Below are 24,952 nucleotides of genomic sequence, written 5' to 3'. Positions count from 1 at the left end.
ATGACGCCGGGACCGGTGCGCGTCGCCCTGCGGCGGACGCTGCGCGACGTCAAGTACGTGGAAGCCGTGCGGCCGCGGCACGCGCGCGGGGTGGTCCGGGAGGTGTACCGGCAGGTCGAACGGGACTTCGGGATGCTGGCCCCGCCGGTCGCCCTGCACTCGCCCGCGCCGGAGGTGCTGGCCGCCGCGTGGGTGCTGCTGCGCGAGTCGCTCGTCGCCGGCGGCCTGACGACCCGCGCGGAACGGGAAGTGGTCGCTTCGGCGGTGTCGGCGGCCAATTCGTGCCCGTACTGCGTGGAAGTGCACGGGATGGCGCTGGGCGCGCTGGGCGAGACCGCCGCGGCGGCGGCGATCGGGGCGGGCGACCCGGCCGCGATCGCCGACCCGCGCACGCGCGCGCTCGCCGCGTGGTCGCGGGGCGCGGGCCCGTTGCCCGCCGCCGTGACCCCGGCCGCGGCGGCCGAACTGACCTCGGTCGCCGTGGCGTTCCACTACCTCAACCGGGTGGTGAGCGTTTTCCTCGGGCCCTCGCCCTTGCCGGACGGCGTCCCGCCGTCCGCGCGCGGGAAGGCGAAGGCCGTCCTCGGGTTCTTCCTGAAACCCGGGGAACCCCCGGCCGCCGGGCTGTCCCTGCCGCTGCTGCCGCCGTCGGCGACCGACGGCCCGGGCTGGGCCGTCCCGGGCGGGATCCTCGACGACGCGTTCGCGCGCGTCGCGGCCGGGTTCGAAGCCGCCGGGGAACGGGTGCTGCCGCCGCGCGTGCGGGACCTGGTCCGCCGCGAGGTCAAGGCGTGGGACGGCCGCCCGCCGGGGCTGAGCCGCGCCTGGGTGACCGGCGCGGTCGCCGAGCTGCCCGCGCCCGAGCGGCCGGCCGGGCGGTTCGCGCTGCTGGTGGCCAAGGCCGCCTACCAGGTCGACGCCGACGTCGTGGCCGCCGTCCGTCGCGAAGGGACGGACGATCGCACGCTGGTCGAGGCGGCCTCGTGGGCCGCTTTCACCGCCGCGGAGGAACTGGGCGGCCGCTTGCCGGTCCGCCCGTGAAGAGAAGACGGTCCCGCCCGCCGCGGGCGAGGATCGAAGGGCCGCGGCCGCGTTCCTGGTCACCGGGCGCGACGGTCGCCGTTTCCCGAGACCCACCAACGGTGAGAGGACAGACTGGTGACTGACACCACGGGCGTGATCGCCGACCTGACCGCCGAGGCCGCCGAGGTCGACGCCCTCGTCGCGGACCTCCCGGAAGACGCGTGGGACACCCCGACGCCCGCGCCGGGGTGGCGCGTCCGGCACCAGATCGGCCACCTCGCCTTCATCTTCCGGATCGCCGGGCTCGCGGCCGCCCAGCCCGAAGCGTTCAAGCAGCTCACGGCTTCGCTGACCGGCGGCCTCGACGTCGCGGTCGAAGCGGCCCTGCAGGAGTACATCCACGACCCCGCCGAAGCTCTGCTGACCCGCTGGCGCGCCGAGCGCGACGCGGGCATCAAGGCCCTCGCCGCGGTGCCCGGCGACCAGCTGGTGCCGTGGCTGGTCAACCCGCTGCCCCCGTACGTGCTCGCCTGCGCCGGGATGATGGAGCTGTTCGGCCACGGCCAGGACGTCGCCGACGCCCTCGGCGTGCGGCCGGTGCGGACCGACCGGATCAAGCACCTGTGCGGCTTCGCCGTGCGAGTCCGCGACTTCGGTTACGAGGCACGGGGACTGACCCCGCCCGCCGAAGAGTTCCGCTACGAGCTGACCGGCCCGTCCGGCGCGGTCTGGACCTTCGGGCCGCCGGACGCGGCGCAGCGGATCGTCGGTGGCGCCGAGGACTTCTGCCTGCTCGTCACGCGCCGGCGGCACCACACCGACCTCGACGTGCGCGCGGAAGGCGCGCGGGCGCAGGAGTGGCTGGACATCGCGCAGGCCTATCGCGGGCCCGCGGGCGAAGGCAGGCAGCCGGGCCAGTTCGCCCGCTGAGGCGTTCTTCGCGGCGAGGCGGATTCCCTTGTCCCGGCATGCTCTTCCGCAGGCCGCGGGCAGGAACCGAGAAGACCGCCGGACCGGTGAGCGGCCATGCTGGAACGGATCGCCCGTGACGCGGGCAGCCAGGCAACGGCCGCGCCGGGACCGGCGCGGGAGGAACCGGCATCGGAAGCCGGCGGGGCCGTGCGAGTCCCGGCGAACGGGGTTTGAAGAGCCAGTGGGAGTGCGGTGGCATGAGCGTTGAGCGGATTTCGATCGTCGGGATCGGCCTGAAGTACCCCGACGCGAGTTCCCCGGCGGAACTCTGGGAGAACGTGCTGGCCGGCCGCAGGGCGTTCCGCCGGCTGCCCGAAGAGCGGATGAACCGGGCCGACTACTACTCGCCGGACCCGAAGGCACCGGACCGCTTCTACGCCCAGAAGGCGGCGGTGCTGCGGGGCTACGAGTTCGACCGGGTGGCACACAAGATCGCCGGCAGCACCTTCCGGGCCACCGACACCACGCACTGGCTGGCCCTGGAGGTCGCCGCGGCGGCGCTGGCCGACGCCGGGTTCGCCGACGGCGACGGCGCCCCGAAGACGTCCACCGGCGTCGTCATCGGCAACAGCCTGACCGGCGAGTTCTCCCGCGCCAACATCATGCGCCTGCGCTGGCCGTACGTGCGCCGCACGGTCGCCGCCGCGCTGGCCGGGAAGGGCTGGGGCGACGAGGAGACCGCCGAGTTCCTCCGCGAGCTCGAGGTCCAGTACAAGGAGCCGTTCCCGGAGATCAACGAGGACAGCCTGGCCGGCGGCCTGGCGAACACCATCGCCGGGCGCGTGTGCAACTACTTCGACTTCGGCGGCGGCGGGTTCACTGTGGACGGTGCCTGCTCCTCGTCCCTGCTGTCGGTCGTCACCGCGGCCAACGCGCTCGCCCAAGGCGACCTCGACCTCGCCGTCGCCGGCGGGGTCGACCTGTCGATCGACCCGTTCGAGGTGATCGGCTTCGCGAAGACCGGCGCGCTGGCCAAGCGCGAGATGAAGGTCTACGACGCCGACTCGAACGGCTTCTGGCCGGGCGAAGGCTCCGGCATGCTCGTGCTGATGCGCGAATCCGACGCCATCGAGCAGAACAAGCGCATCTACGCCTCGATCGGCGGCTGGGGCGTGTCCTCGGACGGCAAGGGCGGCATCACGCGGCCCGAGGCGGCCGGGCACCGGCTGGCCCTCCGGCGCGCGTACCAGCGCGCGGGCTACGGCGTCGAAACCGTCTCCTACTTCGAAGGGCACGGCACCGGCACCGCGCTGGGCGACGCCACCGAGATCGAGGCGCTGTCGACGGCCCGCCGCGACGCGGACCCGCTCGCGAAGCCCGCGGCGCTGTCGACCATCAAGGGCAACATCGGCCACACGAAGGCCGCCGCCGGGGTGGCGGGCCTGATCAAGGCGACGCTCGCGGTGCACCACCAGGTCATCCCGCCGGGAACCGGGCACTACGAGCCGCACGAGTCGCTGACCGGCTCGTCGGCCCGGATGTACGTCCCGCGCGAAGCGACGCTGTGGCCGGCCGACCAGCCGGTGCGCGCCGGGGTTTCGGCGATGGGCTTCGGCGGCGTCAACTCGCACGTCACCGTCACCGAAGCGCCCTTCGCCGCCCGCCGCCGCGAGCTCGACGAGCGCTCCCGCGCGCTGGTCTCCGGACGGCAGGACGCCGAGCTGCTGCTGTTCGACGCCGACGACCTCGCCACCCTCCGCGGCCGGATCGCGGCGGTGCTCGAATTCGTGCCGAAGCTGTCCTTCGCGGAGCTGACGGACCTGGCCGGGCAGCTGGCCGGCGAGCTCGCGGACCGGCCGGTGCGCGCGGCCGTCGTCGCCGCGGACCCCGAGCAGGCCGCCCAGCGGCTCACCAGGCTCCTGGCGGAGCTGGAGTCCGGCGACTCCGTGTTCTCCGCCGGCGAAGGGATTTTCTCGAGCAGCCGCACGTCGGCACCGAAGATCGGCTACCTGTTCCCGGGCCAGGGCTCCGGCCGCGGCGGGGAGTCCGCGCTCCGGCGCCGGTTCCCCGCGGCCGCGGAGATCCACCGGGCGGCCGGGCTGCCCTCCGGCGGCGACCAGGTCGCGACCGAGGTGGCTCAGCCCCGCATCGTCGCCGGCTCGCTCGGCGGGCTGCGCGTGCTGCGCGGGTTCGGCATCGAAGCCGACTCGGCGACCGGGCACAGCCTCGGCGAGCTGACCGCCCTGCACTGGGGCGGCGCGCTGGACGAGCGGGCCGTGCTCCAGCTGGCCAAGGTGCGCGGCGAGGTGATGGCGGCGACCTCCGGCGACGACGGCGGTGCGATGGCCGGGATCGCGGCCTCGCCCGGCCGGGTCGAGGAGCTGGGGCTCGGCGACGACGTCGTCATCGCCGGCTACAACGCCCCCCAGCAGACGGTCCTGTCCGGTCCGGCCGAGTCGATCGAGCGGATCGTGGCGCGGGCGAAGGCCCAGGGGGTGGGCGCGTCCCGGCTCAAGGTCTCGCACGCCTTCCACTCGCCCGCCGTCCAGCCCGCGGCCCGGGCGATGACCGAACGGCTCGGCGAATTCGGCTTCGCCCGGCTCGAGCGGCCGGTCGTTTCGACGGTCAGCGGCGATCTGCTCCACGCCGCCGAAGACCTGCCCGAACTGCTGCGGGAGCAGATCGTGCTGCCCGTGCGGTTCCGCGAGGCCGCGGCCCGGCTGGCCGAGCGCAGCGACCTCGTCATCGAGGTCGGGCCCGGCCGGGTGCTGACCGGGCTGTTCGAGGAGATCGCCCCGGACACCCCGGTGCTGGCGATCGACACCGACAACGCGTCACTGGCCCCGCTGCTGCGGGTGCTCGGCGCGGCGTTCGCCCTCGGCACCCCCATCGCGGTCGAGGCGCTCTTCGCCGGCCGGGTGACGCGGCCCCTGCCCGAGGACGGCGTGTTCCGCTTCCTGGCCAGCCCGTGCGAGACCGCGCCGGCCATCGACGCGGAGCTCGCCGCCGAGCTCGCCACCGAGAAGGCGCAGGCCGAGGCCGAAGGCGACGCCGACGCGGCCGACGGCGGCAGCTCCACCCTCGACCTGCTCCGCCAGCTCGCCGCCGACCGCGTCGAGCTCCCGCTGGAGACGGTCACCGCGGACACGCACCCGCTGGACGACCTGCACCTGTCGTCGATCACGGTCGGCCAGCTCGTCAACGACGTCACCCGGGCGCTGGGCCGCCCGCCGCTGGAGGGCATGCCCAACTTCGCGACCGTCTGCCTCGGCGAGCTGGCCGAGATGATCGACGAGCTGGCGCAGACGGCGGGCACGGCGGACCCGGCGGCCCAGGGTGAGGCGCCGGGCGTCGGCCCGTGGGTCCGGCCGTTCTCCCTCGAGTACGTGCCCGCGCCGCGTCCGGCCGCCGCCGGTCTCGCGGCGGGCGGCAGTGCCCAGTGGCAGGTCTTCGCGACCCCCGGGCACCCGCTGGCCGAGCCGCTGCGGGCGGCGCTGTCCGCCGCCGGCGCCGGGGACGGCGTCGTGCTCTGCCTGCCTTCGGACTGCGACGCCGGCAACGTGGGGTTGTTCCTCGAAGCCGGCCGCGCCGTGATGGCCGCCCCCACCGGGACCCGGTTCGTCGTGGTGCACCACGGCTACGGCGCCGCCGGCCTGGCCAAGACGCTGCGCCTGGAGGACCCGTCGGCGAAGACCACCATCGTCGACCTGGCCGACCCGGAACCCGGCGATCCCGCCGCGGTGGAGGCCGCCGTGGCGGCGGTGGTCGCCGAGGTCGCGGCCACCACGGACTTCACCGAAGCGCGCTACGACGCCGATGGCGGCCGGACCGTGCCGCGGCTGGCCGCGCTGCCCGCCGCGCCGTCCGGCCCGGTCGGCGAGGCCCTGGACCGAAGCGACGTCCTGCTCGTCACCGGCGGCGGCAAGGGCATCACCGCGGAGAGCGCACTGGCGCTGGCCAAGGACTCCGGCGCCCGGCTGGCCCTGCTGGGCCGCAGCGACCCCGAGGCCGACGCCGAGCTGGCCGAGAACCTCGACCGGATGGAAGCGGTCGGCATCCGCTACCGCTACGAGCGGGCCGACGTCACGGACGCGGCGCAGGTGGCCGAGGCCGTCGCCCGGATCGAAGCCGCGTTCGGCCCGGTGACCGCGATCCTGCACGGCGCCGGCCGCAACGAGCCGGCCGCCCTGTTCAGCCTGACCGAGGACAGCTTCCGCAAGACCCTCGCCCCGAAGATCGGCGGGCTCGAGGCGGTGCTGGCCGCGGTCGACCAGGACCGCATCAAGCTGCTGGTCACCTTCGGCAGCATCATCGGCCGGGCGGGCCTGCGCGGCGAAGCGCACTACGCCACGGCGAACGACTGGATGACCGAGCTGACCCTGCGCTTCGGCCGGGAACACCCGCGGGCGCGGGCGATCGCGCTGGAGTGGTCGGTCTGGTCGGGCACCGGCATGGGCGAGAAGCTCGGCGTCGTGTCCGCCCTCATGCGCGACGGCATCACGCCGATCCCCACCGAGGAGGGCATCGCCATCCTCCGCCAGGTGCTGGCCGACCCGGCCACGCCGCCGGTGCTGGTGGTCTGCGGCCGCACGGCGGGCCTGGCCACGCTGCCGATCCGGAAGCGCGAGCTGCCGCTGACCCGGTTCGTCGACCGCGCGGTCGTGCACTACCCGGGCGTCGAGCTGATCACCGAGGCCGACCTGTCCGCGGGCAGCGACCCGTACCTGGCCGACCACCTGCTCGACGGGCAGCTGCTGTTCCCGGCGGTGCTCGGCATGGAGGCGATGACGCAGGCGGCCGCGGCCACCCTCGGCCGCACCGGCGTCCCGGTGTTCGAGGACGTCGAGTTCCTCCGGCCGATCATCGTGTCGCCGGGCGGGACGACCACGATCCGGCTGGCCACGCTGGCCCGTGACGCCGAGACGGTGGACGTCGTGCTCCGCAGCGAGGAGACCGGCTTCAGCGCCGACCACTTCCGGGCCCGGCTGAACTTCGCGCGCCCGGACGCGCTGGGCGAGCGGGTGGCCCGCGACGTCGCCCTGCCCGCGGTGCCGGTGGAGCCGATCAGCGAGCTGTACGGGTCCGTCCTGTTCCAGGGCAAGCGGTTCCAGCGCGTGCTGGGCTACCGCCGCGCCAGCGCCCGGCACGCCGTCGCCGAGATCGCGACCACGGCCGACGTCGACTGGTTCGCGCCGTTCCTGCCGCAGGACCGGCTGCTCGCCGACCCGGGGACCCGGGACGCGATGATGCACGCCATCCAGTGCTGCGTCCCGGACGCCACCCTGCTGCCGCAGGGCGTCGAGCGGCTTTACCTGGCCGAGCCGGGCAGCCAGCACGAGGACTACGTGCTGCTGGACGCCCGGGAGCGGTCGCAGGATGGCGACAGCTACGTCTACGACCTCGACGTCCGCAACCCGGACGGCACCGTGGTGGAGCGCTGGGAAGGGCTCAAGCTGCGCGCGGTCCGCAAGCGTGACGGCGCGGGCCCCTGGGTCCCGTCGATGCTCGGTTCGTACCTGGAGCGGTCCTGCGAGCGGCTGCTCGGCGGGCGGCGGGCGGTGGTGCTGGAACCGGACCCGGTCGACGCCCCCGCCGAAGGCATCGCCGAACGCCGGGCGCAGACGGCCCTGGCCGCCGGCCGCGCGCTGGACCGGCCCGTCTCGATCCGGTACCGCCCCGACGGCAAGCCCGAGCTCGACGGCGCGGACGTCACGGCGTCGCACACGTCGCGGCTGACCCTCGTGGTGACCGGCACCGGCCCGCTCGCCTGCGACATCGAGACGGCGGTCGAACGGTCCGAAGAGGACTGGGCCGGGCTGCTGGGCGAAGAGCTCCTCGCCCTCGGCCGGCTGCTGGCCGCGGACACCGGCGAACCGGCCGGCGTGGCCAACACGCGGGTCTGGAGCGCGCTGGAGTGCGTCCGCAAGACCGGCTCCATGACCCAGGCCCTGACCGTGCGCCAGGTCGACGCCGACGGGTGGGCGCTGCTGGCCTCCGGCGACGCCCGGATCGCCACCTGGTCGGCCACCGTCAACGGCCGCCCCGACCCGATCGTCTTCGCGGTGCTCCACGCAGAGGGGAACTGAAGATGTCCGACTACTACGAGATCCGCCACACGGTCGGCTTCGAAGAGACCAACCTGGTGGGCAACGTCTACTACGTGAACTACGTGCGCTGGCAGGGCCGGTGCCGCGAGATGTTCCTCAAGGAGAAGGCCCCGGCCGTGCTCGAGGAAGTTCGCGCCGACCTCAAGCTGTTCACGCTCAAGGTCGAATGCGAGTTCTTCGCGGAGATCACCGCGTTCGACGAGCTGTCCATCCGGCTGCGGCTGGAGGAGCTGACGCAGACCCAGATCCAGTTCACGTTCGACTACGTCCACCTGCACCCGGACGGCGAGCGCCTGGTCGCCCGCGGGCGGCAGCGGATCGCCTGCATGCGCGGGCCGAACACGGCGACGGTGCCGTCGCGGGTCCCCGAGCAGCTCCTCGAAGCCCTGGCGCCCTACGCGACCGAAGGCGCCGTGAACGGCAGGGGAGTCTGACGTGGCGAGCGATCCGGCCCCCGGGCGGGGGGTGCTGAAGCGGCTGCCGGCCTCGCCCGCGCGCCGCGGGCTCTCGGAACAGCCCGCGCTGCGGCAGGTGCTGGCCCAGTTCGCCACCGGCGTCACCGTGCTCACCGCCGGCGGCGACGACGCGCACGGGATGACCGCCAACGCGTTTTCGTCGGTGTCGCTGGAGCCGCCGCTGGTGCTCTGCTGCGTGTCCAAGGCCGCGAGGATGCACACGGCCGTCGTCACCGCGGGCTCGTTCGCGGTGAACATCCTCGCCGCCGAGCAGCAGGAGCTCTCGAGCTACTTCGCCGACTGGCGGCGTCCCGACGGGATGGCCCAGTTCGACGCGGTGGAGTGGGCGGCGGGCGCCAAGACCGGCGCGCCGCTGCTGACCGGCACGCTGGCGTGGCTGGAGTGCGAGCTGGCCCAGGTGCTGGCGGGCGGCGACCACTCGATCTTCCTGGGCCGGGTGGTCGCCGCCGGCCGCGGCACGGGCGAGCACGCGCTGGTCTTCTACGGCGGCCGCTACCACGAGGTCGACGGGCGGGCCCGCGCCGCCTGACCACGCGCGAACCACCGATCGGCCGCACGAAGACGCCCGGTCCCGGTGCGGGGCCGGCCCGAGCGAGGAGGACCGACATGACCGCCAGCGGAGCCACCGGCGACACCGCCGCGACCCCGGCCGCGCAGACCTGGCCGGCGGCACCGCCGGTGCCGGTGGACGGCGGGGTCCGCGCGATCCCGCGGCTCGGCCGCGGGATCGTGTGGTCGGACGTCGTCGCCGAGATCGAGCGGGACCGCGAGGCCGCCGACGTCCGGATGAGGGATGCCGCGTGAGCGCTGCGCGCGACTCCGGCGCGCAGCGCGCCGACGACACCGAGGTGGTGCCGGTGCCGGTGGCGGCGCAGCAGGGCCGCCGCCGGCTCGTCCGCGTCGACGACGGCGACGCCCGGGTGATCGACCTGGCACCGCCGGCCGAGCCGGACATGCCCCTGCTGCGGCGGCAGCGCGAGGAACTGCGCACCCGGATCGCCGCCGGCCGGCCCGAAGCGGTCCGGCGGCAGCACGCGAACGGGAAGCTGACCGCCCGCGAACGTCTCGGCCTGCTGCTCGACGACGACTCCTTCGTCGAGCTCGAGCCCTACCGCCGGCACCGCTCGGACGGTCCCGGTCTCGCGGCGAACCGGCCGCACACCGACGGCGTCGTCGCCGGGGCCGGCACCATCGACGGGCGGCAGGTCTTCGTCTACGCCCAGGACTTCACCGTCTTCGGCGGTTCGCTCGGCGAAGCGCACGCGGCCAAGATCCACAAGGTCCTCGACCTCGCGATCGCCAACGGCGCCCCGGTGATCGGGCTGAACGACAGCGGGGGCGCGCGGATCCAGGAGGGCGTGCTCGCCCTCGACGGGTACGGCGGGATCTTCCGCCGCCAGGTCGAGGCGTCCGGGGTGATCCCGCAGATCAGCGTCATCCTGGGACCGTGCGCGGGCGGCGCCGCCTATTCGCCCGCGCTGGCGGACTTCACGTTCATGGTGCGGGACACCGCGCGGATGTACCTCACCGGCCCGGACGTCGTCGAGGCGGTCAGCGGGCGGCGCGTGACGCACGAGGAGCTCGGCGGCGCGGACGTGCACGGTTCGCGCTCCGGCGTGGCCACGGTCGTGCACGACGACGAGGAAACCTGCCTGGCCGACGTCCGCTACCTGGTTTCGCTGCTGCCGTCGAACTACCTCGAGCCGCCCCCGGCGACGGCGGGCACCGGGGCGAAGAACGACCACCGGCCGCGGCTGGCCGGCATCGTCCCGGTCGAGCACAACCGGCCGTACGACATGCGGGACGTGTTCGCCGAAGTCGTCGACGACGGCGAGTTCTTCGAACTCCACGAAGGCTGGGCGCGCAACGTGCTGTGCGCGCTGGCCCGGATCGACGGCCGCGTGACCGGGCTGGTCGGCAACCAGCCGGCGGTCTTCGCGGGCGTGCTCGACGGCCCCGCGTCCCAGAAGGCCGCGCGGTTCGTGCGGTTCTGCGACGCCTTCGGCATCCCGCTCGTCAGCTTCGTCGACGTGCCCGGCTTCCTGCCGGGCGTCGAGCAGGAACAGGGCGGGATCATCCGCCAGGGCGCGCAGCTGCTGCACGCCTACTGCGAGGCGACCGTGCCGCGGATCCAGGTGATCGTGCGGAAGGCCTACGGCGGCGCGTACATCGTCATGGACTCGCGGTCGATCGGCACGGACCTTTCGCTGGCGTGGCCGACGAACCAGATCGCCGTGCTGGGCGCGGAAGGCGCGGTGAACGTCCTGCACCGCCGCGAGCTCGCGGCGGCGGCCGACCCCGCGGCCCTGCGGGCGCGGCTGGTGGCCGACTACACGCGGGAGTACCTGGATCCGCACTACGCCGCGGAACGCGGCCTGGTCGACGACATCATCGACCCGGCCGACACCCGGGCGGCGGTGGCCAGGGGCCTGGCCATGCTGCGGGACAAGCGCAAGCCGGGCCCCGCCCGCAAGCACGGGAACCAGCCGATCTGAGCCGCCGGGAGGACACAGTGGACGAACTGCGGGTGGCACGGGGAAACCCGGACGACCACGAACTGGCCGCGCTGGTCGCGGCCGTGGCGGCCCTGACGGCCCGCCGGCCGCCGCCGCGGCGGCCTGACCGGTCGTGGTGGTCCCGCCCGGTCCCGCCCGGCTCACGCGCGTTCCCCGGAGCGTGGCGGCGATCCGGACTGCCCGGCTGACGTGCGCCGAGGGGCATCATCCGTGATTGGAGGGTCATCTCTCGTGATTGGAGGGGCATCGCGGTGATGGCCTTCCCATCACGCTTGTGTCCCCTCTGATCACGCGTGATGCCCGTGATTCCCGTTTGGACGGACGAAGGCCGTCACCGCGTCGCGGTGACGGCCTTCGTGGTTCACGCCGCGCGGGCGAGGCGGTGCCGCTCCGCTTCGCGGGCCGCGGCGAGGGCGGCGTCGTAGTCCGGGTGCTGCTCGATCGCCGGGACGTACTCGGTGTGGACGAGCGTGCCCGTCGCGTCCACCACGAACACCGCCCGGGCCAGCAGGCGGAACTCCTTGACGAGCACGCCGTACGCCCGGCCGAACGAGACGTCGCGGTGGTCGGACAGCACGCGGACCCCGGAAACCCCGGCCGCGCCGCACCAGCGTGCCTGGGCGAAGGGCAGGTCGACCGACACCGTCAGCACCGAGGCCTCGCCCAGTTCGGCGACGGCTTCGTTGAAGCGGCGCGTCTGGAGGTCGCAGACCGGCGTCTCGAGGGACGGCACGACCGAGATCACGCGCGTCCCGGTCAGGCCGGCGAACCGCACCGGCGACATGTCACCGGCCAGCACCGTGCAGTCGGGTGCCGGGTCGCCCGCGGCGAGCTCCGGGCCGACGAGGGTCACCGGGCGCCCGCGGAAGGTCGTGGCTCCCTTGCGTTCGGTCGTCATCTCGCCCCCGCTCAGCCCTTGACCGGGCTGGTCTGCTGGGAAACGAGACGCCACTCTTCGCCCTCCCGCACGGTGACCCAGCTGCCGCGCACGGTCTGCTGCGCCGGCACGGCCGTCTCGGCGCCGTGCAGGACACCGCCGTCGGTGATCACCACGGCCACGCCCGGCTCGACGACCTTGATCTCGATCGGGTCGGTGACGATCCGCGTGCCGGCGAGGGCGCCGCCGTCGGCGAACGCCTCGGTGAAGAAGGCGCGGATCGCCTCGCGCCCGTTGATCTGCTCGTCGTCGACGAGAATACTGCCGTTTTCGGTGAACACGTCGGCGAACGCGTCGGCGTCGTTGGCGTCCCACGCGGCCCGGGCGCGCAGTGGCGCGGTCAGGGCCGCGCTCTCCTCGCCCTGGGTGAACTTGCCGTAGTACGTGGCCCACTGCTTGGCCCCCGCTACGAGGGACGATGCCTTCTGTGACATCCGGCTCTCCTTGGCTGACTTTCCGGGACGGTTCTCCGGTGCCGCGACGGCGGCCCGCTGTCCGCACCAGGATCGTCCGGCGCGCGGGCTCCCCGCGTCTTCTCCGCTGCGCGGGCCGGGAATGCCCCTGCGGCAACCGAGAAGACGTTCGCGGGCCGCCGGGCTTGCGACCATTTCCGCGTATGCGCTGATCGTGTTCCCCATGCGTGGTCGGCCCACCGAGCGAAGGAGTCGTACTGTGTCCGCACCCACTTCCGCCCAGGACCAGGCCAGGCTGGACGCCTACTACGGACCGTTCACCTCGGACAAAGAGAAAGAGGCCCTCAGCGTGCCGCTGCGGCTGGTCGCCGCGTGGTCGAAGAACGACGGCTACGGCGTCGCCAAGTGCTTCACCGAAGACGGTGTGCTGATCCTGCCCGGCGACGTGCTGAAGAAGGGCCGTGACGAGATCGGCTCGTTCATGACCGCCGCCTACGCCGGGCCGTTCAAGGGCACCGGCGTCACCGGCCGCCCGGTCGACGTCCGGTTCGTCTCGGACACCGTGGCGCTGCTGCGCACCCACGGCGGCATCCTCGCGCCGGGCGAGACCGAGATCGACGACGAGCTCGCCGTCCGCTCGACCTGGGTCGTCGTGAAGCGGGACAACGAGTGGCAGCTGGCCGTCTACCAGAACAGCCCCCGCGGCGCCGGCGCGACCCTGCGCTGGTGACAGGACAGGAGATCATCGTGTCGGACAATGCTTGGGGCGACGCCCCGGCGATCCTCGCGGCGCACGGCGTCGAGGAGGACACGTCGTTCTACCGGAACTTCACCGGCGCCGACGAGAAGGCCGTCCTGGCGGTGCCGCAGCGCATCCAGGACGCCTGGGCGCGCAACGACGCCGACGTCTTCGCCGACGTCTTCACGGAGAACGGCAGCCTGCTGCTGCAGGACAACCAGCTCGTCAGCCGGGAGGAGATCCGCGGCTACATGCGGGCGTCCTTCCACGGCGCCCTGAAGGGCGCGCGCGTGCACGGCTGGCCGCTGGACGTCAAGTTCCTCGCCCCGGACGTCGCCATCGCGATCACCGAGGGCGGGATCATCCGGCCGGGCGAGTCGGAAATCGCGCCGGAGAACCAGATCCGGGCGGTGTGGGTGATCGCCCGCACCGAGGACGGCCCGCGGCTGGTCTCGCACCAGAGCAGCCCGGTCAAGGGCTGATCGGCGCGGAAGAGCCCGCGGGCCGGCGGGCTCTTCCGCGTACCGGAGCGCTCAGTCGCCGAGGAACCGGGCCAGCCCGGCGTAACCGCCTTCGGCCAGCCGCTCCCCGGACGTCGTCGCGTACGCCTCGTCGGCTCGGATCCCGAGCCCTTCGACCATCCGGTTCATGAAGTTGAACAGCGCGCAGACGAGCACGGCGTCGTGCAGCGCGTGCTCGTCCCAGCCCGCCGCGAACACGGCGTCGGCGTCGGCTTCGGTCATTCGCGACGGCGTGCGGGTCAGCTTGCCGGCGTAGGCCAGCACCGGCTTCAGCTTTTCGGGCACCGGCGCGCTGTCGAGGTCCGCGACCGCGGCCGCGAGCACCCCGGCGGGCACGCCGAAGGTCTCCGCCGTCACCGTGTGGATGCCGTGGCAGTAGCCGCAGCTGTTCACGCCCGAGACGTAGGCGGCGATCATCTCCCGCTCGGCGACGGTGAACGGCGAGTTCCCGCGCAGCAGCGTCTCGTGGAACGCGAGCAGGTGCCGGGCCGGTCCGGGGTGCGCCTGGAAGACCTGCAGCAGGGTCGTCTCAGCCGGCAGGGATTTGAGGTACGACATCGCGGCGGTCCTCTCGGTCGGTGAACCGGTCGATTTCTTCGCGGCGGATCCAGCACGCGGCCAGGTAGGCGCGCGACGCCGGACCCGTGTCCGGCACGGCCACGGCGACCCGGGCGGTCGTGTCGCGCCACTCGCGGCGCAGGCTCCCGCTCGCCACCTTCGCCGGCACCGCCGCGATCGCCGGCCGCAGCCGCCGCCACCGGCGGGCGCCGCCGGCGACCAGCTCGGCGTGGCCGGTCGTGAACCCGCCGTGGCGGGCGCGGTCGACGACCTGGGTGACGAGCCCCGGATCGTCGGCCAGCTCGGCGAACCCGAGCCCGGCGAGCAGCCGGTCCGGGTCGAGGCCGAGCAGGATCACCCCGGCTTCCTCCTCCGCCGCGACGTCGAGGTCCGGCAGGTCGAACCGGGGGTCAGACACCGGCCCCCACCTCGCCGCGCGACAGGGCGTCCACGCCGACGCCGTCGCGGCGCAGGCCGCGGGCGACCGCGTCGGCGACCCGGGCCGTGGCGACCCGGTGGCCGTCGATGTTGCGGGCCGCCGGCCCGAGCACCATCCCGGCCGCCGCGCCGACGACGGACACGCGCGGCGCCCGCGTGTAGGCGAGCGTGCGCTCGTCGAGGTCCGGCCAGCCGTCCCGGGCGCCGACCGCGGACGCCGGCAGCAGGCCGAGCCCGATCTCCGGCTTCGTGCCCAGCGCGAGCACGGCGTTGTCCCCGGCGACCCGCCGCCCGTCGCCCAGCCGCAGTTCCACCGTCCCGCCGCGGCCCGCCGCGACCCGCGTGACCTCCTCGCCGCGGTGCACGACCAGCCGGCCGTCGGCTTCGGCCCGCTCGAGCGCCGGGCGGAACTCGAACATGATCGAGGCCCGGCGGTAGCGGGCGAACAGGCCCAGGCGGTCCGCCCAGGGCACGCCGCCGATCCGGGCGCGCCCCTCGGGGCGGAAGAACTTCGCGTTGACGTCGGCGCACTGGTAGTGCTCGGCGGCCGCGCGGACCACCCAGTGCACCTCGCGCCCGGCTTCGAGGGCCCCGCTGACGAGGTGGGCGGCGGTGAGGCCGGCGCCCACGACCACCTGGCGCCCCGCGCCCGGCGGCACCGGCTCGTCCCAGTAGCTCACGCCGGCCGGGACGGGCCCGTCCCCCCACCACGAGGGCGGGGCCGCCACGCGCTCCTCGCCGGGGCACAGCACGACGTGGCGGGCGGTCACGGGGCCGCGGTCGGTCCGCACGACGACCTCGCCGTCCGCCGGGAGCACCTCGCGCACGACCGCCCGCCAGGTCTTCTCCGCGACCTCGTGCGTGGCGGCGACGTGCTCGCAGTACGCCTCGAACACGTCCACCGGCACGACCGAACGGTGACCGGCCTGCGCCATGCGCACTTCGCGGCGTTCGACCGGCGTGAGCCGTCCCCAGTGCAGCCGCGCGAAGTCGAGCAGCTCGCAGTCGCGGAACCCCTCGACCCCGGGGTGGTGCTCGTACGGCGAGCGCAGCACGCGCTGGCCCAGCCGGTCGGTCCGGGCGAAGAACCGCCCGCACGCGCGCCCGCCGCGGTCCAGGACGACGACGTCGCGCACGCCGTGGTGCCACAGCGCCGAGGTGACCGCGAGGCCCGCCGGGCCGGCCCCCACCACGACCACGTCGGCACGCGGTGGCGGCTCGTCCCGCCCGGGCCGGGGCGGGGCCGGTGGCCGTGGCCAGTCCCGCCCGCGCGGCGAGCCGAGCAGGTGCGGTCCGGGGACGAACGAGGTGCCGGTCACCGGCGCGGCGGTCATCCGATCACGGTGACCGGGACGACCACTTCCACCATCGGCCGCCGGGGCATCCCGTTCGTCACCAGCTCTTCGAGCGTCTGCTCGGACTTCTCCAGCGTGTCGGTGGCCACGGGGCTGTAGCGCGAGTAGGAGTAGGCCGGCTTCCGGCCGGTCGTCTCGATCTCGTAGACCTTGAGGACCGCCTCACCCGGCCGCACCTCGCCGCCGTAGAACGTCAGGCGGCGCTGGTCGGGTGTCATGAACGACTTCGAAAACTGCCGCGACATCACGAGCGATTCGGGATCGTCGACGAAGGTGGACTCCTCGTCCACGACCACCTGCAGCGCGACCCACGTCTGCTCGGTCAGGTTCGTTTCGGACTTGATGACCTGCCAGCGCCCGGGTTCCGGCAGGTTGACCGTCACCGAAACGTCGTGGTCGGTCGTGTCGATCGCGCCGGAAATCATCAGTACCCGCCGCCGGAGATCGGCGACGCCCGCCAGCTGGATGTCCTTCGCGCGCACGCGGCCGGAGACGTCAAGCCCGGCGAAATCCGGTGATGACATTGCGTGTGGCCTCCTTGGTTCCCCCGAGAACCCCCATTGCCCACCCAGTAAGGCTGAGGATTCCAGAGCGGCCGGGGCATCGCAAGATGACGAACACATGATCACGACGGGTGTTCGGCCCGCGCGGGTGATCGCGGCGGCTCAGAGATCTTCGGAGTCGACGTCGACTTCCGCCGGCCTGGCCGGAGTGTCCGGAAGCGCCGTCTCGTCGTCGAGCACGCCGATGTGGCAGATTTCGAAGGACTCACCGCGGTGGATGCACACTTTGATCATCAGGTCGGCTTTGACCAGGATGGCGAAGTTGTGGATCTGCTGGGGATCGCCGAACACGTCGTAGATGAGGAACGCCGAACCGTCGCCGATCGCGAAGAGCGCCTCGTAGACGATGTTCCGTTCGGCCTGGCTCGCGGTGGCCGACCACTCTTCGAGCACCTCGAGTCCCGCGCTGAGCTGGAGGCGCATGGCCATCCGCTGGCCTCCCAACGAGCGCACGCCGACGGCTGGAGCGGGCCCGGGCGTGCGCGTGACGGCCCGCCGTGTGGACGGCCGGAGGCTCCTCTCGTCCTCCGGAGCGGTATCACTTCAAGTCTGGGGCCGGCCGCGACCGTGGTCATCTTCGAAGTTGCCCACCGTGGCCGCCGGGAGGTGCGCAGCGCGCGAGACGCGGCGCGCTCGGCCGGTGCGGTGAGCTGGAGTGGTGTGACGAAGCACGGACGACCCACCGAGGTGCACGATGAGCGAACACCTTGACCCCCGGCGGATCCGGACCGGACGGGACGGCCGCACCGGCGTGATCGCGCGGAGGCGGCCGTGAGCGCGGCGGCCCGTCAGCGGACGTGCGCCGCCTGCGGCGGGCGGTTCCGCGCGGGGGAGCGGACCGACATCGAAGTGGTGCTCGACGGCATCGTCCGCTATGTGGCCGTGCACGCGGGACACAGCACGTTCCCGCCGCGCCGGCCTGCCGAGGGTGCGCGGAAGGCGGCCTGATCCGGGTCGGTGGTGCGGGCCGGTCGCCAGTGGTTCGACGTCCGGCGCGTCCATGCGCCCCAATGTGGCGTTGGGGGCGTTGGACGCACCCAATGCCACATTGGGGGCGCGTCGCCCGGCGACTTCGGGTTCGTGGTGCGGGCCTGCCGCGGGAGTCACCCCGCCCGCCGCCGCTCGGCCGCCAGCCGGGCGGCGATGTCCGCGCGCAGGGCCTTCTTGTCGACCTTGCCGACCGCCGTGACCGGCAGCGCGGTGACGTGCACGAGCCGCTCCGGCAGCTTGAACGTCGCCACGCCCGCTTCCCGCATGGCCGCGTGCAGCCGCGGCAGCTCGAGCCGCGTTCCCGTCACGTACAAGCAGATCCGCTCGCCGAGCTCCGCGTCCGGCATCGCCACCGCAGCCGCCTCCTTCGCGCCGGCCGCGCGGCCGAAGGCTTCGATCTCCTCGGCGGAGATCTTTTCCCCGCCGCGGTTGATCACGTCCTTTTCGCGGCCCTCGACCACGAGGTTGCCGTCCGGGCGCAGCCGGACCACGTCGCCGGTGTTGTACCAGCCGTCGACGAAGGCCTGCGCGTTCTTCTCCGGTGCGCGGTAGTAGCCGCGCGGGGTGTAGGGCCCGCGCGTGAGCAGGATCCCCGGTTCGCCGTCCGGGACCGGCCGGCCCCGGTCGTCGACCAGCCGCAGCTCGTCGGCCGGGCTGATGGGCCTGCCCTGCGTCCGGCAGACGACCTCGGCGGGGTCGTCCGGGCGGGTGAGGCAGAACAGCCCTTCGCCCATGCCGTAACCGTTCTGCAGGACGCCGCCGAGCACGGGCGTGACCCGCGCGGCGACGTCTTCGGGCAGCTTCGAGCCCGCGACCTGGATCAGCCGCAGCGAGCCGAGGTGGTGGCGGCGGTCGGTCGCGCGGTGTTCGAGCCAGCGCCGGACGATCGCGGGGACGAGCGAGGTCATCGTCACGCGCTCGGCTTCGACGAGGGCGAACGCGCGCTCCGGCGCGGGCGAGCCGGCCAGCACCACCCGGCCGCCGGACAGCCACGTGCCCAGCGCCGCGGTCATCGGGAAACCGTGGCCCAGCGGCAGCACCGCGAGGTAGGTGCTGTCCGGGCCGAGGCCGCAGATCTCGGCCGACCGCCGCACCATGTACGCGAAGTCGTTGTGGGTACGGGCGATCAGCTTCGGGGCGCCGGTGGTTCCGCCGGACAGCAGGAAAAGCGCGACCGCCGTGCCGTCCGGTTCGGGCACCGGCGGCAGCGGCCCGGTGGCGGGCAGGCAGAACGCCCGCAGGTCCAGGCTGCCCGGGGCGAGCTCGTCGGCGGTGACGAGCACGTGCTCGACGGTCGCCGATCCGGCGGCCACTTCGTGCGCCAGCGCCTCGTGGTCGAAGCCGCGGACCGTGCCCGCGGTGACGATCGCCCGCGCCTCGGCGTGCTCGGCGACGTCCGCGAGCTCCTGCTTCCGGTGGCCCGGCAGGGTCAGCACCGGGACGATCCCGAGACGCAGGCAGGCCACCGTCACGACCAGGAACTCCCACTGGTTCGGCAGCTGGAGCACGACGCGGTCGTCGGGGCGCAGGCCGAGCGCGTGCAGCCGGGCGGCGGCGCCGTCGGCGCGGGACAGCAGTTCCCGGTGGCTGAGGCGCAGACCGCGGTCCACCAGGCCAGGCGCGTCCGATCCGGCCAGCTCGCCCAGCAGCGCGCCGAGGGACCGGCCCGCCCAATAGCCCTCGGCGGTGTACCGGGCGGCGAACTCCGGCGGCCACGGCGTGGTGCCCGCGCTCGTCCTCTCCGGCATTCCCGGACCTCCTCTGGTGTGGTCTCCGGTTCGGAGGGTAGGCGGCCCGCCGCGCCGCCCGCGTCTCTTCGGATGCGGGCAACCGAAGAGATGCCCGCGGCCGCACCGGTTCCGAAGAATGACATGCGTTGGCGCCGCCCGCCCACGGGTCATGCGCGGAATCGAGAAGACCAGCGGACGACCGGACGCCGGTGCCGCTGCCGAGTCGTGATTTGCAGAGGAGCCGGGACTTGAGCCAGGACGTGGAATTCACAGAATCAGTGGCCGTCGTCGGCATGAGCTGCCGCTTCGCCCCGGATCTCGACTCGTTGGACAAGTTCTGGGAGTTCCTTGTCGACGGGCGTGATTCGGTGCGCGAAATGCCGGAGAAGCGCTGGCAGCCTTATGCCGCCGGCAGCCCGCAGGCCACGAACATCCTCCGGAACACCACCCGCAAGGGCGCGTTCCTCGACGACATCGAGGGCTTCGACGCCGATTTCTTCGGGATTTCCCCCAAGGAGGCCGATTTCCTGGACCCGCAGCAGCGCATCGTGCTGGAGCTGGCCTGGGAGGCACTGGTCAACGCCGGACTGCCGCCGCACCTGCTGCGCGGGACCGAGGCCGGCGTGTTCGTCGCCGCCAACTCGAACGACTACGGGCGGCGGCTGCTGGAGGACGTGGGCCGCACCGGCGCGTACGCGGTGAACGGCACGACCTACTACGGCATCGCCAACCGCATCTCGTACTTCCTCGACCTGCGCGGGCCCAGCCTCGCCGTCGACACGGCGTGCGCGGGTTCGCTGACCGCGCTGCACCTGGCGTGCCAGAGCCTGCGCGTCGGGGAGACGCCGGTCGCGATCGTCGGTGGCGTCAACATCATGGCCAGCCCGACGCTGAACATCGCCCTCGAGGGCGCCGGCGCGCTCGCCCCGGACGGCAAGTCGAAGGCGTTCGCCGCCGACGCCGACGGCTACGGCCGCGGTGAAGGGGCCGGCGTGGTCGTGCTGAAGCTGCTGTCCGACGCGCGGCGCGACGGCGACGACGTGCTCGCGGTCGTCGCGGGTGGCGGCGTGTTCCAGGACGGCAAGTCCGACGGCATGATGGCGCCCAACAGCGAAGCGCAGGAGCACATGCTGCGCCAGGCCTACCGGCGCGCCGGGATTTCGCCGCGGTCGGTCGGCTACGTCGAGGCGCACGGCACCGGTACGCCGGTCGGCGACCGGGAGGAGGCCCGCGCGCTGGCCGCGGTCTTCGGCGCGGGCCGCGCGGACGAGCCGTGCCTGATCGGCTCGGTGAAGCCGAACATCGGGCACGTCGAGGCGGGCTCCGGCATCGCGGGCGTGATCAAGACGATCCTCGCGCTGCGCAACGAAGAGCTGCCGCCGAGCCTGCACACCGCGCCGAACCCCGACTTCGACTGGGCGAACTCCGGCCTGCGGCTGGTCGACGGCCGCCGGGCGTGGCCGCGGGGCGAGCAGCCGCGCGTCGCGGGCGTTTCCAGCTACGGCGTCGGCGGTTCGATCGCCCACGTCATCCTCCGCGAGGCTCCGGCCGCGGCGCCCGAGGCGCTGCGGGCGCCGGTGCCCGAGCCGGTGGCTTCGGTCTTCCCGCTTTCGGCGGCGTCGGAGGCGGGTGTCCGCGCCCTCGCCGGAAAGACCGCGGACTGGCTCGCCGCCAACCCGGACGTTTCCCTCGCGTCGGTCGGCGCCACGCTCTCGCGGCGCCGCTCCCACCTCGCGCAGCGCGGCGCGGTCGTCGCCGGCTCGGTCACCGAGCTCACCGAGCGGCTCCGGAACCTGGCCGCGGGCACGCCCGGCCCGGGCGTCGCCGGCGCGCGCGTGCCGTCCGACACCGACGGCAAGGTCGTGTGGGTGTTCTCCGGCCACGGCGCGCAGTGGTCCGGGATGGGCCGCAAGCTCCTCGCCGAAGAGCCGGTGTTCGCCGACGCGGTCGACTCGCTCGCCGACGTCTTCCGCGCCGAGCTGGGCTGGACCCCGCGTGAGGCCATTGTGGACGGTGGACCCTGGAGTGCCTCGCACGTCCAGGCGATGACTTTCGCCATCCAGATCGCGCTCGCCGCGGTGTGGCGCCGCCACGGCGCCGAGCCGAGCGCGGTGATCGGCCACTCGGTCGGCGAGATCGCGGCCGCCGTCGTGGCGGGCGCCCTCGACGTCCGGGAAGCCGCCCGGTTCGCCTGCCGCCGCGCCGCGGCCCTCCAGCCGCTGGCCGGCCGGGGCGGCATGGCCCTGGTGAGCCTCGGCTTCGACGAGGTCTCGGCCCGGCTGACCGGGCGCGCCGACATCGAGGCCGCCATCGCGGCCAGCCCGGGTTCCACCGTGATCTCGGGCGACCGCGCCGCGGTCGAGCGGCTCGCGGAGCAGTGGAAGGCCGACGGCCTGGGCGTCTGGACCGTCGACACCGACATCGCGTTCCACAGCAGGCACGTCGACGACGTCACCGCCCGCGTGGCCGCGGCGGCCGCCGAACTGCACCCGCGCACCCCCGCGGTCCCGCTGTACAGCACCGCGCTGGCCGACCCGCGGGCGGCCGACGAACGGGGAAGTGGTTACTGGGTGGCGAACCTGCGCCAGCCGGTCCGCTGCGCCCAGGCGGTCGGCGCGGCGATCGAGGACGGCCACCGGCTGTTCCTGGAGGTCTCCTCGCACCCGGTGGTGGCCCACTCCATCAAGGAGACGCTGGAGCACCACGGCGTCGAGGAGGCGACCGTCGCCTGCACCCTGCGCCGCGACCAGGACGAGATCGCGACCCTGCTGGCGAACTTCGCCGAACTGCACTGCCACGGCGCGGAGTTCGACTGGACCGCCGAGCACCCCGACGCGCCGCAGCTCCCGCTGCCGCCCGCCGCGTGGCAGCACCGTCCTTATTGGATCTTCGGTGACGGCGCGGTGGGCGCGGGCGGTCTCGGCGCCGGCCACGACCCGGAGCGGCACAGCCTGCTGGGCGGCAAGACGACCGTCAGCGGCTCGCCCACCCGGGTGGTGTGGCAGACGCACCTGGACATGGACGTCCGGCCGTACCCGCTCAGCCACGAGGTCGTCGGGGTCGAGATCACCCCGGCCGCGTCGATCATCAACACCTTCGCGGAGGCGGCTTCGCGCGACGGGCAGGCCGCGGCGATCACCGACATCGTCCTGCGGACGCCGCTTTCGGTGGTACCGCCCCGGATCGTGCAGATCGTGGAGTCGGAGAACACGCTGCGCCTGTCCACCCGGCTGGCCGAGGACGACGACGCCGGCGACGAGCACGAGTGGATCACCCACACCACCGCCGTCATCGACCCGGGCGTGCGGCTCACCGACGGCACGGTCGACGTCGCCGGGCTGCGCGAGCGGCTGCCGGAAGCGTCGTGGGAACAGGTCGACACGATGTTCCGCCGCATGGGTGTCGGCGGCTACGCGTTCCCGTGGGACCTCGAGGAGCTGCGCCGCAGCGACACCGACCAGCTCGCGGTGATGACCATCGAGCCGGACGCCGAGCACGCCACCAGCTGGGCGCACGTCATCGACGGCGCGCTGACGATCAGCGCGGTCGTCGTCACGCCGGAGGACGCGCCGGTGCTGTGGATGTCGCGCGGCATCGAGAAGGTCGTCTTCGACGGCCCGCCGCCGGCCCGGATCCAGGTGCACAGCCGCCGCTCGCCGCGCTCGCCGATCGACACCACCGACGTCCAGGTGGCCGACGAGACCGGCCGGATCGTCTGCGAGGTCACCGGCCTGCGGTTCGCCGCGGTCGAGCACCTCGGCGCCACCGCCGCCGGCCCGCGCGACCTCGTCCACGAGATCGCGTGGAAGCCCCTCGAAGCCGGTGCGGAACAGGCGGAGTTCGAGCAGGTCGTCCTGGTCGGCGACCCGGCCCTGACGCCGGTGCTGGCCGAACGGATCGAGGCACTGGGCGTGCCGGTGGTGAAGATCTGCACCCCGAACACGCACACCCACGTCCCGCACGAGTGCGGCTGCACCGTCGACCTCGGCGAGCAGCTGCTCGCCAAGCCGAGCGCGATCGTGGTGGCGCCGTCGGTCATCCGCGAGGGCGAGGTGCTGGAGACGGCGACCGAGCGCGCGAGCTGGACGCTCATCCGGACCATCCAGCGCGTCGGCGAGATCGTCTCCATCGGGGGCGACCGCGTGGCGCCGCAGCGGATCTGGTCGCTTTCGCGGGGCGTGCGGAAGGCCGCCGGCGAACAGTCGCTCGTGCACGGCCCGTTGTGGGGCATCTCGCGGATCACCGCCGGCGAGCACCCCGAGCTGTGGGGCGGGGCGATCGACGTCGACGAGGTCGACGACCGCACCGGCGAGCGCGTCCTGGAGCTCCTGCGCCACGCCGCGGGCGCCGAGGACGTCATCTCGCTGAGCGGTGACGCCACCGAGGTGGCCCGGCTGACTACGATCGAGCGGCCCGCCGACGGGCCGGGGCTGCAGTGCCGCGCCACCGGGACCTACCTCGTCACCGGCGGGCTCGGCGGGCTCGGCCTGGAGGTCGCGCACTGGCTCGCCGACCGCGGCGCCCGGCGGCTCCTGCTCGCCGGACGGCGTGGCCTCCCGCCGCGCGCGGACTGGGACGAGGTGACCGACCCGCAGACGCGGGCGCAGATCGACGGCGTGCTGGCGCTGGAGGCCGCCGGGGTCACGGTGCGGGCGGTCGCGGTCGACATCACCGACGCGGCCGACGTCGCCCGCGAGCTCGACCCGGCGACGCACGGCCTGCCCCCGATCCGCGGCGTCATCCACGCCGCCGGCGTGGTCAACGACGCCCTCGTGGACAAGGTCGACCAGGACGGGCTGCGCGAGGTGCTGGCCCCGAAGGCCCGCGGCGGGCTGGTGCTGCACCGGCAGTTCCCGCCGGGGACGCTGGACTTCTTCGTCCTGTTCTCCTCGTGCGGGCAGTTCGCCCGGCTCACCGGCCAGACGAGCTACGCGGCGGCGAACTCGTTCCTCGACGCGCTGGCCGCGCACCGGAACGCCGGCGGCCACACGGAAACCACGAGCATCGGGTGGACGTCGTGGCGCGGGGTCGGCATGTCCGGGGACATCGCGAGCACGATGTTCGAGGCCAACGCGCGCGGCCTGGAGGCGATCACGGCGTCCGAGGCGTTCCGCGCCTGGGCGTTCGCGGAGCGCTACAACGCCCCGTACCAGGCGATCCTGCGGGTGCTGCCACTGCCTTCGCACACGGCGCGGGTCCCGATGTTCCGCGACCTGGCGGCGATCGACGGCGCGGTCGGCGAGGCGGACGCGGCGGCCGAAGTGGACTGGACGGCCCTGGCCGAGCCGGAGGCGCGCGAGCTGGTCACCGACGGCGTCCGCGAGCAGGTCGGCGCGGAGCTGAACCTGGCCCCGGCCGACGTCGACCTCCGGCGCCCGCTGGTCGAGCTGGGCGTGGACTCGGTGATGACGGTGGGCCTGCGGGTCCGCCTGAGCCGCCGCTTCGGCCTCGACTTCCCCCCGACGATCCTGTGGGCGAAGCCGACGGTCGCGGCGCTGGCCGGCCACATCACGGGCATCCTCCGCGGCGAGGCCGAGGAAGAGGAGCAGGCGGAAGCCGCCTGACCGCACGAAGGCCGATGGCCCTGCTCCGTCCCTTGTGGATGGAGCAGGGTCATCGGCCGTTCCGGGCAAGGCTTTCCGGGCGGTGGAACCTCGACGTGCCCGGCCCGCCG

20 protein-coding genes are annotated in these 24,952 nt (G+C 73.9%); 12 read left to right on the top strand and 8 right to left on the bottom strand.

The window, feature by feature from the left end; genetic code table 11:
* The 8 genes from AB0G28_RS26005 to AB0G28_RS25970 all read left to right on the top strand — a co-directional run bounded on the left by AB0G28_RS26005 (position 1) and on the right by AB0G28_RS25970 (position 11,222).
* The gene (locus tag AB0G28_RS26005; RefSeq protein WP_361094020.1) at positions 1-1,041 is read left to right on the top strand and encodes a carboxymuconolactone decarboxylase family protein; all 1,041 of its coding nucleotides are present in this window, start codon (positions 1-3) and stop codon (positions 1,039-1,041) included.
* A gap of 117 nt (positions 1,042-1,158) precedes the next feature.
* Complete coding sequence (locus AB0G28_RS26000; RefSeq protein ID WP_361094017.1) at positions 1,159-1,953, top strand: TIGR03084 family metal-binding protein; 795 nt, start codon at positions 1,159-1,161, stop codon at positions 1,951-1,953.
* Between the two features lie 239 nt (positions 1,954-2,192).
* Complete coding sequence (locus AB0G28_RS25995) at positions 2,193-8,021, top strand: type I polyketide synthase (RefSeq protein WP_361094014.1); 5,829 nt, start codon at positions 2,193-2,195, stop codon at positions 8,019-8,021.
* Between the two features lie 2 nt (positions 8,022-8,023).
* The gene (locus tag AB0G28_RS25990; protein WP_361094011.1) at positions 8,024-8,476 is read left to right on the top strand and encodes an acyl-CoA thioesterase; all 453 of its coding nucleotides are present in this window, start codon (positions 8,024-8,026) and stop codon (positions 8,474-8,476) included.
* A 1-nt stretch (position 8,477) separates the two neighbouring features.
* Entirely contained in the window at positions 8,478-9,047 is a 570-nt protein-coding gene (locus AB0G28_RS25985; RefSeq protein ID WP_361094008.1) for a flavin reductase family protein, read from the top strand.
* 77 nt (positions 9,048-9,124) lie between these two features.
* Positions 9,125-9,322, top strand: coding sequence for a DUF6222 family protein (locus tag AB0G28_RS25980; protein WP_361094005.1), 198 nt, complete (start codon positions 9,125-9,127; stop codon positions 9,320-9,322).
* Positions 9,319-11,013, top strand: coding sequence for an acyl-CoA carboxylase subunit beta (locus tag AB0G28_RS25975; protein ID WP_361094002.1), 1,695 nt, complete (start codon positions 9,319-9,321; stop codon positions 11,011-11,013). The genes AB0G28_RS25980 and AB0G28_RS25975 overlap by 4 nt, the downstream gene beginning before the upstream one ends.
* A 17-nt stretch (positions 11,014-11,030) precedes the next feature.
* Positions 11,031-11,222 (top strand): acyl-CoA carboxylase epsilon subunit, encoded by a 192-nt coding sequence (locus AB0G28_RS25970; RefSeq protein ID WP_361093999.1) that lies wholly within the window; start codon positions 11,031-11,033, stop codon positions 11,220-11,222.
* 173 nt (positions 11,223-11,395) lie between these two features.
* On the opposite strand, the gene tpx is transcribed toward AB0G28_RS25970, so the two are convergent.
* Positions 11,396-11,932 (bottom strand): thiol peroxidase, encoded by a 537-nt coding sequence (gene tpx, locus AB0G28_RS25965; protein ID WP_361093996.1) that lies wholly within the window; start codon positions 11,930-11,932, stop codon positions 11,396-11,398.
* Between the two features lie 11 nt (positions 11,933-11,943).
* The gene (locus tag AB0G28_RS25960) at positions 11,944-12,405 is read right to left on the bottom strand and encodes an SgcJ/EcaC family oxidoreductase (protein ID WP_361093993.1); all 462 of its coding nucleotides are present in this window, start codon (positions 12,403-12,405) and stop codon (positions 11,944-11,946) included.
* Between the two features lie 238 nt (positions 12,406-12,643).
* On the opposite strand from AB0G28_RS25960, the gene AB0G28_RS25955 reads away from it, so the two are divergent.
* A complete protein-coding gene (locus tag AB0G28_RS25955) occupies positions 12,644-13,114 on the top strand; it encodes an SgcJ/EcaC family oxidoreductase (protein WP_361093990.1) in 471 nt (156 codons plus the stop codon).
* A complete protein-coding gene (locus AB0G28_RS25950) occupies positions 13,111-13,605 on the top strand; it encodes an SgcJ/EcaC family oxidoreductase (RefSeq protein WP_361093987.1) in 495 nt (164 codons plus the stop codon). The genes AB0G28_RS25955 and AB0G28_RS25950 overlap by 4 nt, the downstream gene beginning before the upstream one ends.
* 51 nt (positions 13,606-13,656) lie before the next feature.
* Here the strand turns inward: AB0G28_RS25950 and AB0G28_RS25945 are convergent, their stop codons facing one another.
* The 5 genes from AB0G28_RS25945 to AB0G28_RS25925 form a co-directional block, all read right to left on the bottom strand.
* Positions 13,657-14,202, bottom strand: coding sequence for a peroxidase-related enzyme (locus AB0G28_RS25945; RefSeq protein WP_361093984.1), 546 nt, complete (start codon positions 14,200-14,202; stop codon positions 13,657-13,659).
* Positions 14,174-14,620 carry a DUF6187 family protein gene (locus AB0G28_RS25940; RefSeq protein ID WP_361093981.1) on the bottom strand — a complete coding sequence of 149 codons (447 nt, stop codon included), beginning with the start codon at positions 14,618-14,620 and terminating at the stop codon, positions 14,174-14,176. The genes AB0G28_RS25945 and AB0G28_RS25940 overlap by 29 nt, the downstream gene beginning before the upstream one ends.
* Positions 14,613-15,974 (bottom strand): FAD-dependent oxidoreductase, encoded by a 1,362-nt coding sequence (locus AB0G28_RS25935; RefSeq protein ID WP_361093978.1) that lies wholly within the window; start codon positions 15,972-15,974, stop codon positions 14,613-14,615. Before AB0G28_RS25935 ends, AB0G28_RS25940 begins: the two co-directional genes overlap by 8 nt.
* Positions 15,971-16,456, bottom strand: a complete 486-nt coding sequence (locus tag AB0G28_RS25930; protein WP_361094127.1) for a DUF6423 family protein — start codon at positions 16,454-16,456, stop codon at positions 15,971-15,973. Before AB0G28_RS25930 ends, AB0G28_RS25935 begins: the two co-directional genes overlap by 4 nt.
* A gap of 204 nt (positions 16,457-16,660) precedes the next feature.
* Complete coding sequence (locus AB0G28_RS25925) at positions 16,661-16,987, bottom strand: DUF6235 family protein (RefSeq protein ID WP_361093975.1); 327 nt, start codon at positions 16,985-16,987, stop codon at positions 16,661-16,663.
* Between the two features lie 342 nt (positions 16,988-17,329).
* On the opposite strand from AB0G28_RS25925, the gene AB0G28_RS25920 reads away from it, so the two are divergent.
* Positions 17,330-17,506 carry a hypothetical protein gene (locus tag AB0G28_RS25920; RefSeq protein WP_361093972.1) on the top strand — a complete coding sequence of 59 codons (177 nt, stop codon included), beginning with the start codon at positions 17,330-17,332 and terminating at the stop codon, positions 17,504-17,506.
* A gap of 155 nt (positions 17,507-17,661) precedes the next feature.
* On the opposite strand, the gene AB0G28_RS25915 is transcribed toward AB0G28_RS25920, so the two are convergent.
* Complete coding sequence (locus tag AB0G28_RS25915; protein ID WP_361093968.1) at positions 17,662-19,296, bottom strand: AMP-binding protein; 1,635 nt, start codon at positions 19,294-19,296, stop codon at positions 17,662-17,664.
* A 230-nt stretch (positions 19,297-19,526) separates the two neighbouring features.
* Between AB0G28_RS25915 and AB0G28_RS25910 the strand changes: the two genes are divergently transcribed.
* Entirely contained in the window at positions 19,527-24,842 is a 5,316-nt protein-coding gene (locus tag AB0G28_RS25910; protein ID WP_361093965.1) for a beta-ketoacyl synthase N-terminal-like domain-containing protein, read from the top strand.
* Positions 24,843-24,952: the final 110 nt, after the last annotated feature.

This window comes from Amycolatopsis sp. NPDC021455 (assembly GCF_040640995.1).
Taxonomy (GTDB): Bacteria; Actinomycetota; Actinomycetes; order Mycobacteriales; family Pseudonocardiaceae; genus Amycolatopsis.
This window is presented reverse-complemented; position numbering and strand designations above follow the sequence as displayed.

What these genes read in the sequence shown, in the direction of transcription:
- AB0G28_RS26005 (WP_361094020.1), top strand. Translation starts at nt 1, where the DNA reads ATGACGCCGGGACCGGTGCGCGTCGCCCTGCGGCGGACGCTGCGCGAC.
- AB0G28_RS25995 (WP_361094014.1), top strand. Translation starts at nt 2,193, where the DNA reads ATGAGCGTTGAGCGGATTTCGATCGTCGGGATCGGCCTGAAGTACCCC.
- AB0G28_RS25990 (WP_361094011.1), top strand. Translation starts at nt 8,024, where the DNA reads ATGTCCGACTACTACGAGATCCGCCACACGGTCGGCTTCGAAGAGACC.
- AB0G28_RS25980 (WP_361094005.1), top strand. Translation starts at nt 9,125, where the DNA reads ATGACCGCCAGCGGAGCCACCGGCGACACCGCCGCGACCCCGGCCGCG.
- tpx (WP_361093996.1), bottom strand. Translation starts at nt 11,932, where the DNA reads ATGACGACCGAACGCAAGGGAGCCACGACCTTCCGCGGGCGCCCGGTG.
- AB0G28_RS25960 (WP_361093993.1), bottom strand. Translation starts at nt 12,405, where the DNA reads ATGTCACAGAAGGCATCGTCCCTCGTAGCGGGGGCCAAGCAGTGGGCC.
- AB0G28_RS25945 (WP_361093984.1), bottom strand. Translation starts at nt 14,202, where the DNA reads ATGTCGTACCTCAAATCCCTGCCGGCTGAGACGACCCTGCTGCAGGTC.
- AB0G28_RS25935 (WP_361093978.1), bottom strand. Translation starts at nt 15,974, where the DNA reads ATGACCGCCGCGCCGGTGACCGGCACCTCGTTCGTCCCCGGACCGCAC.
- AB0G28_RS25925 (WP_361093975.1), bottom strand. Translation starts at nt 16,987, where the DNA reads ATGGCCATGCGCCTCCAGCTCAGCGCGGGACTCGAGGTGCTCGAAGAG.
- AB0G28_RS25915 (WP_361093968.1), bottom strand. Translation starts at nt 19,296, where the DNA reads ATGCCGGAGAGGACGAGCGCGGGCACCACGCCGTGGCCGCCGGAGTTC.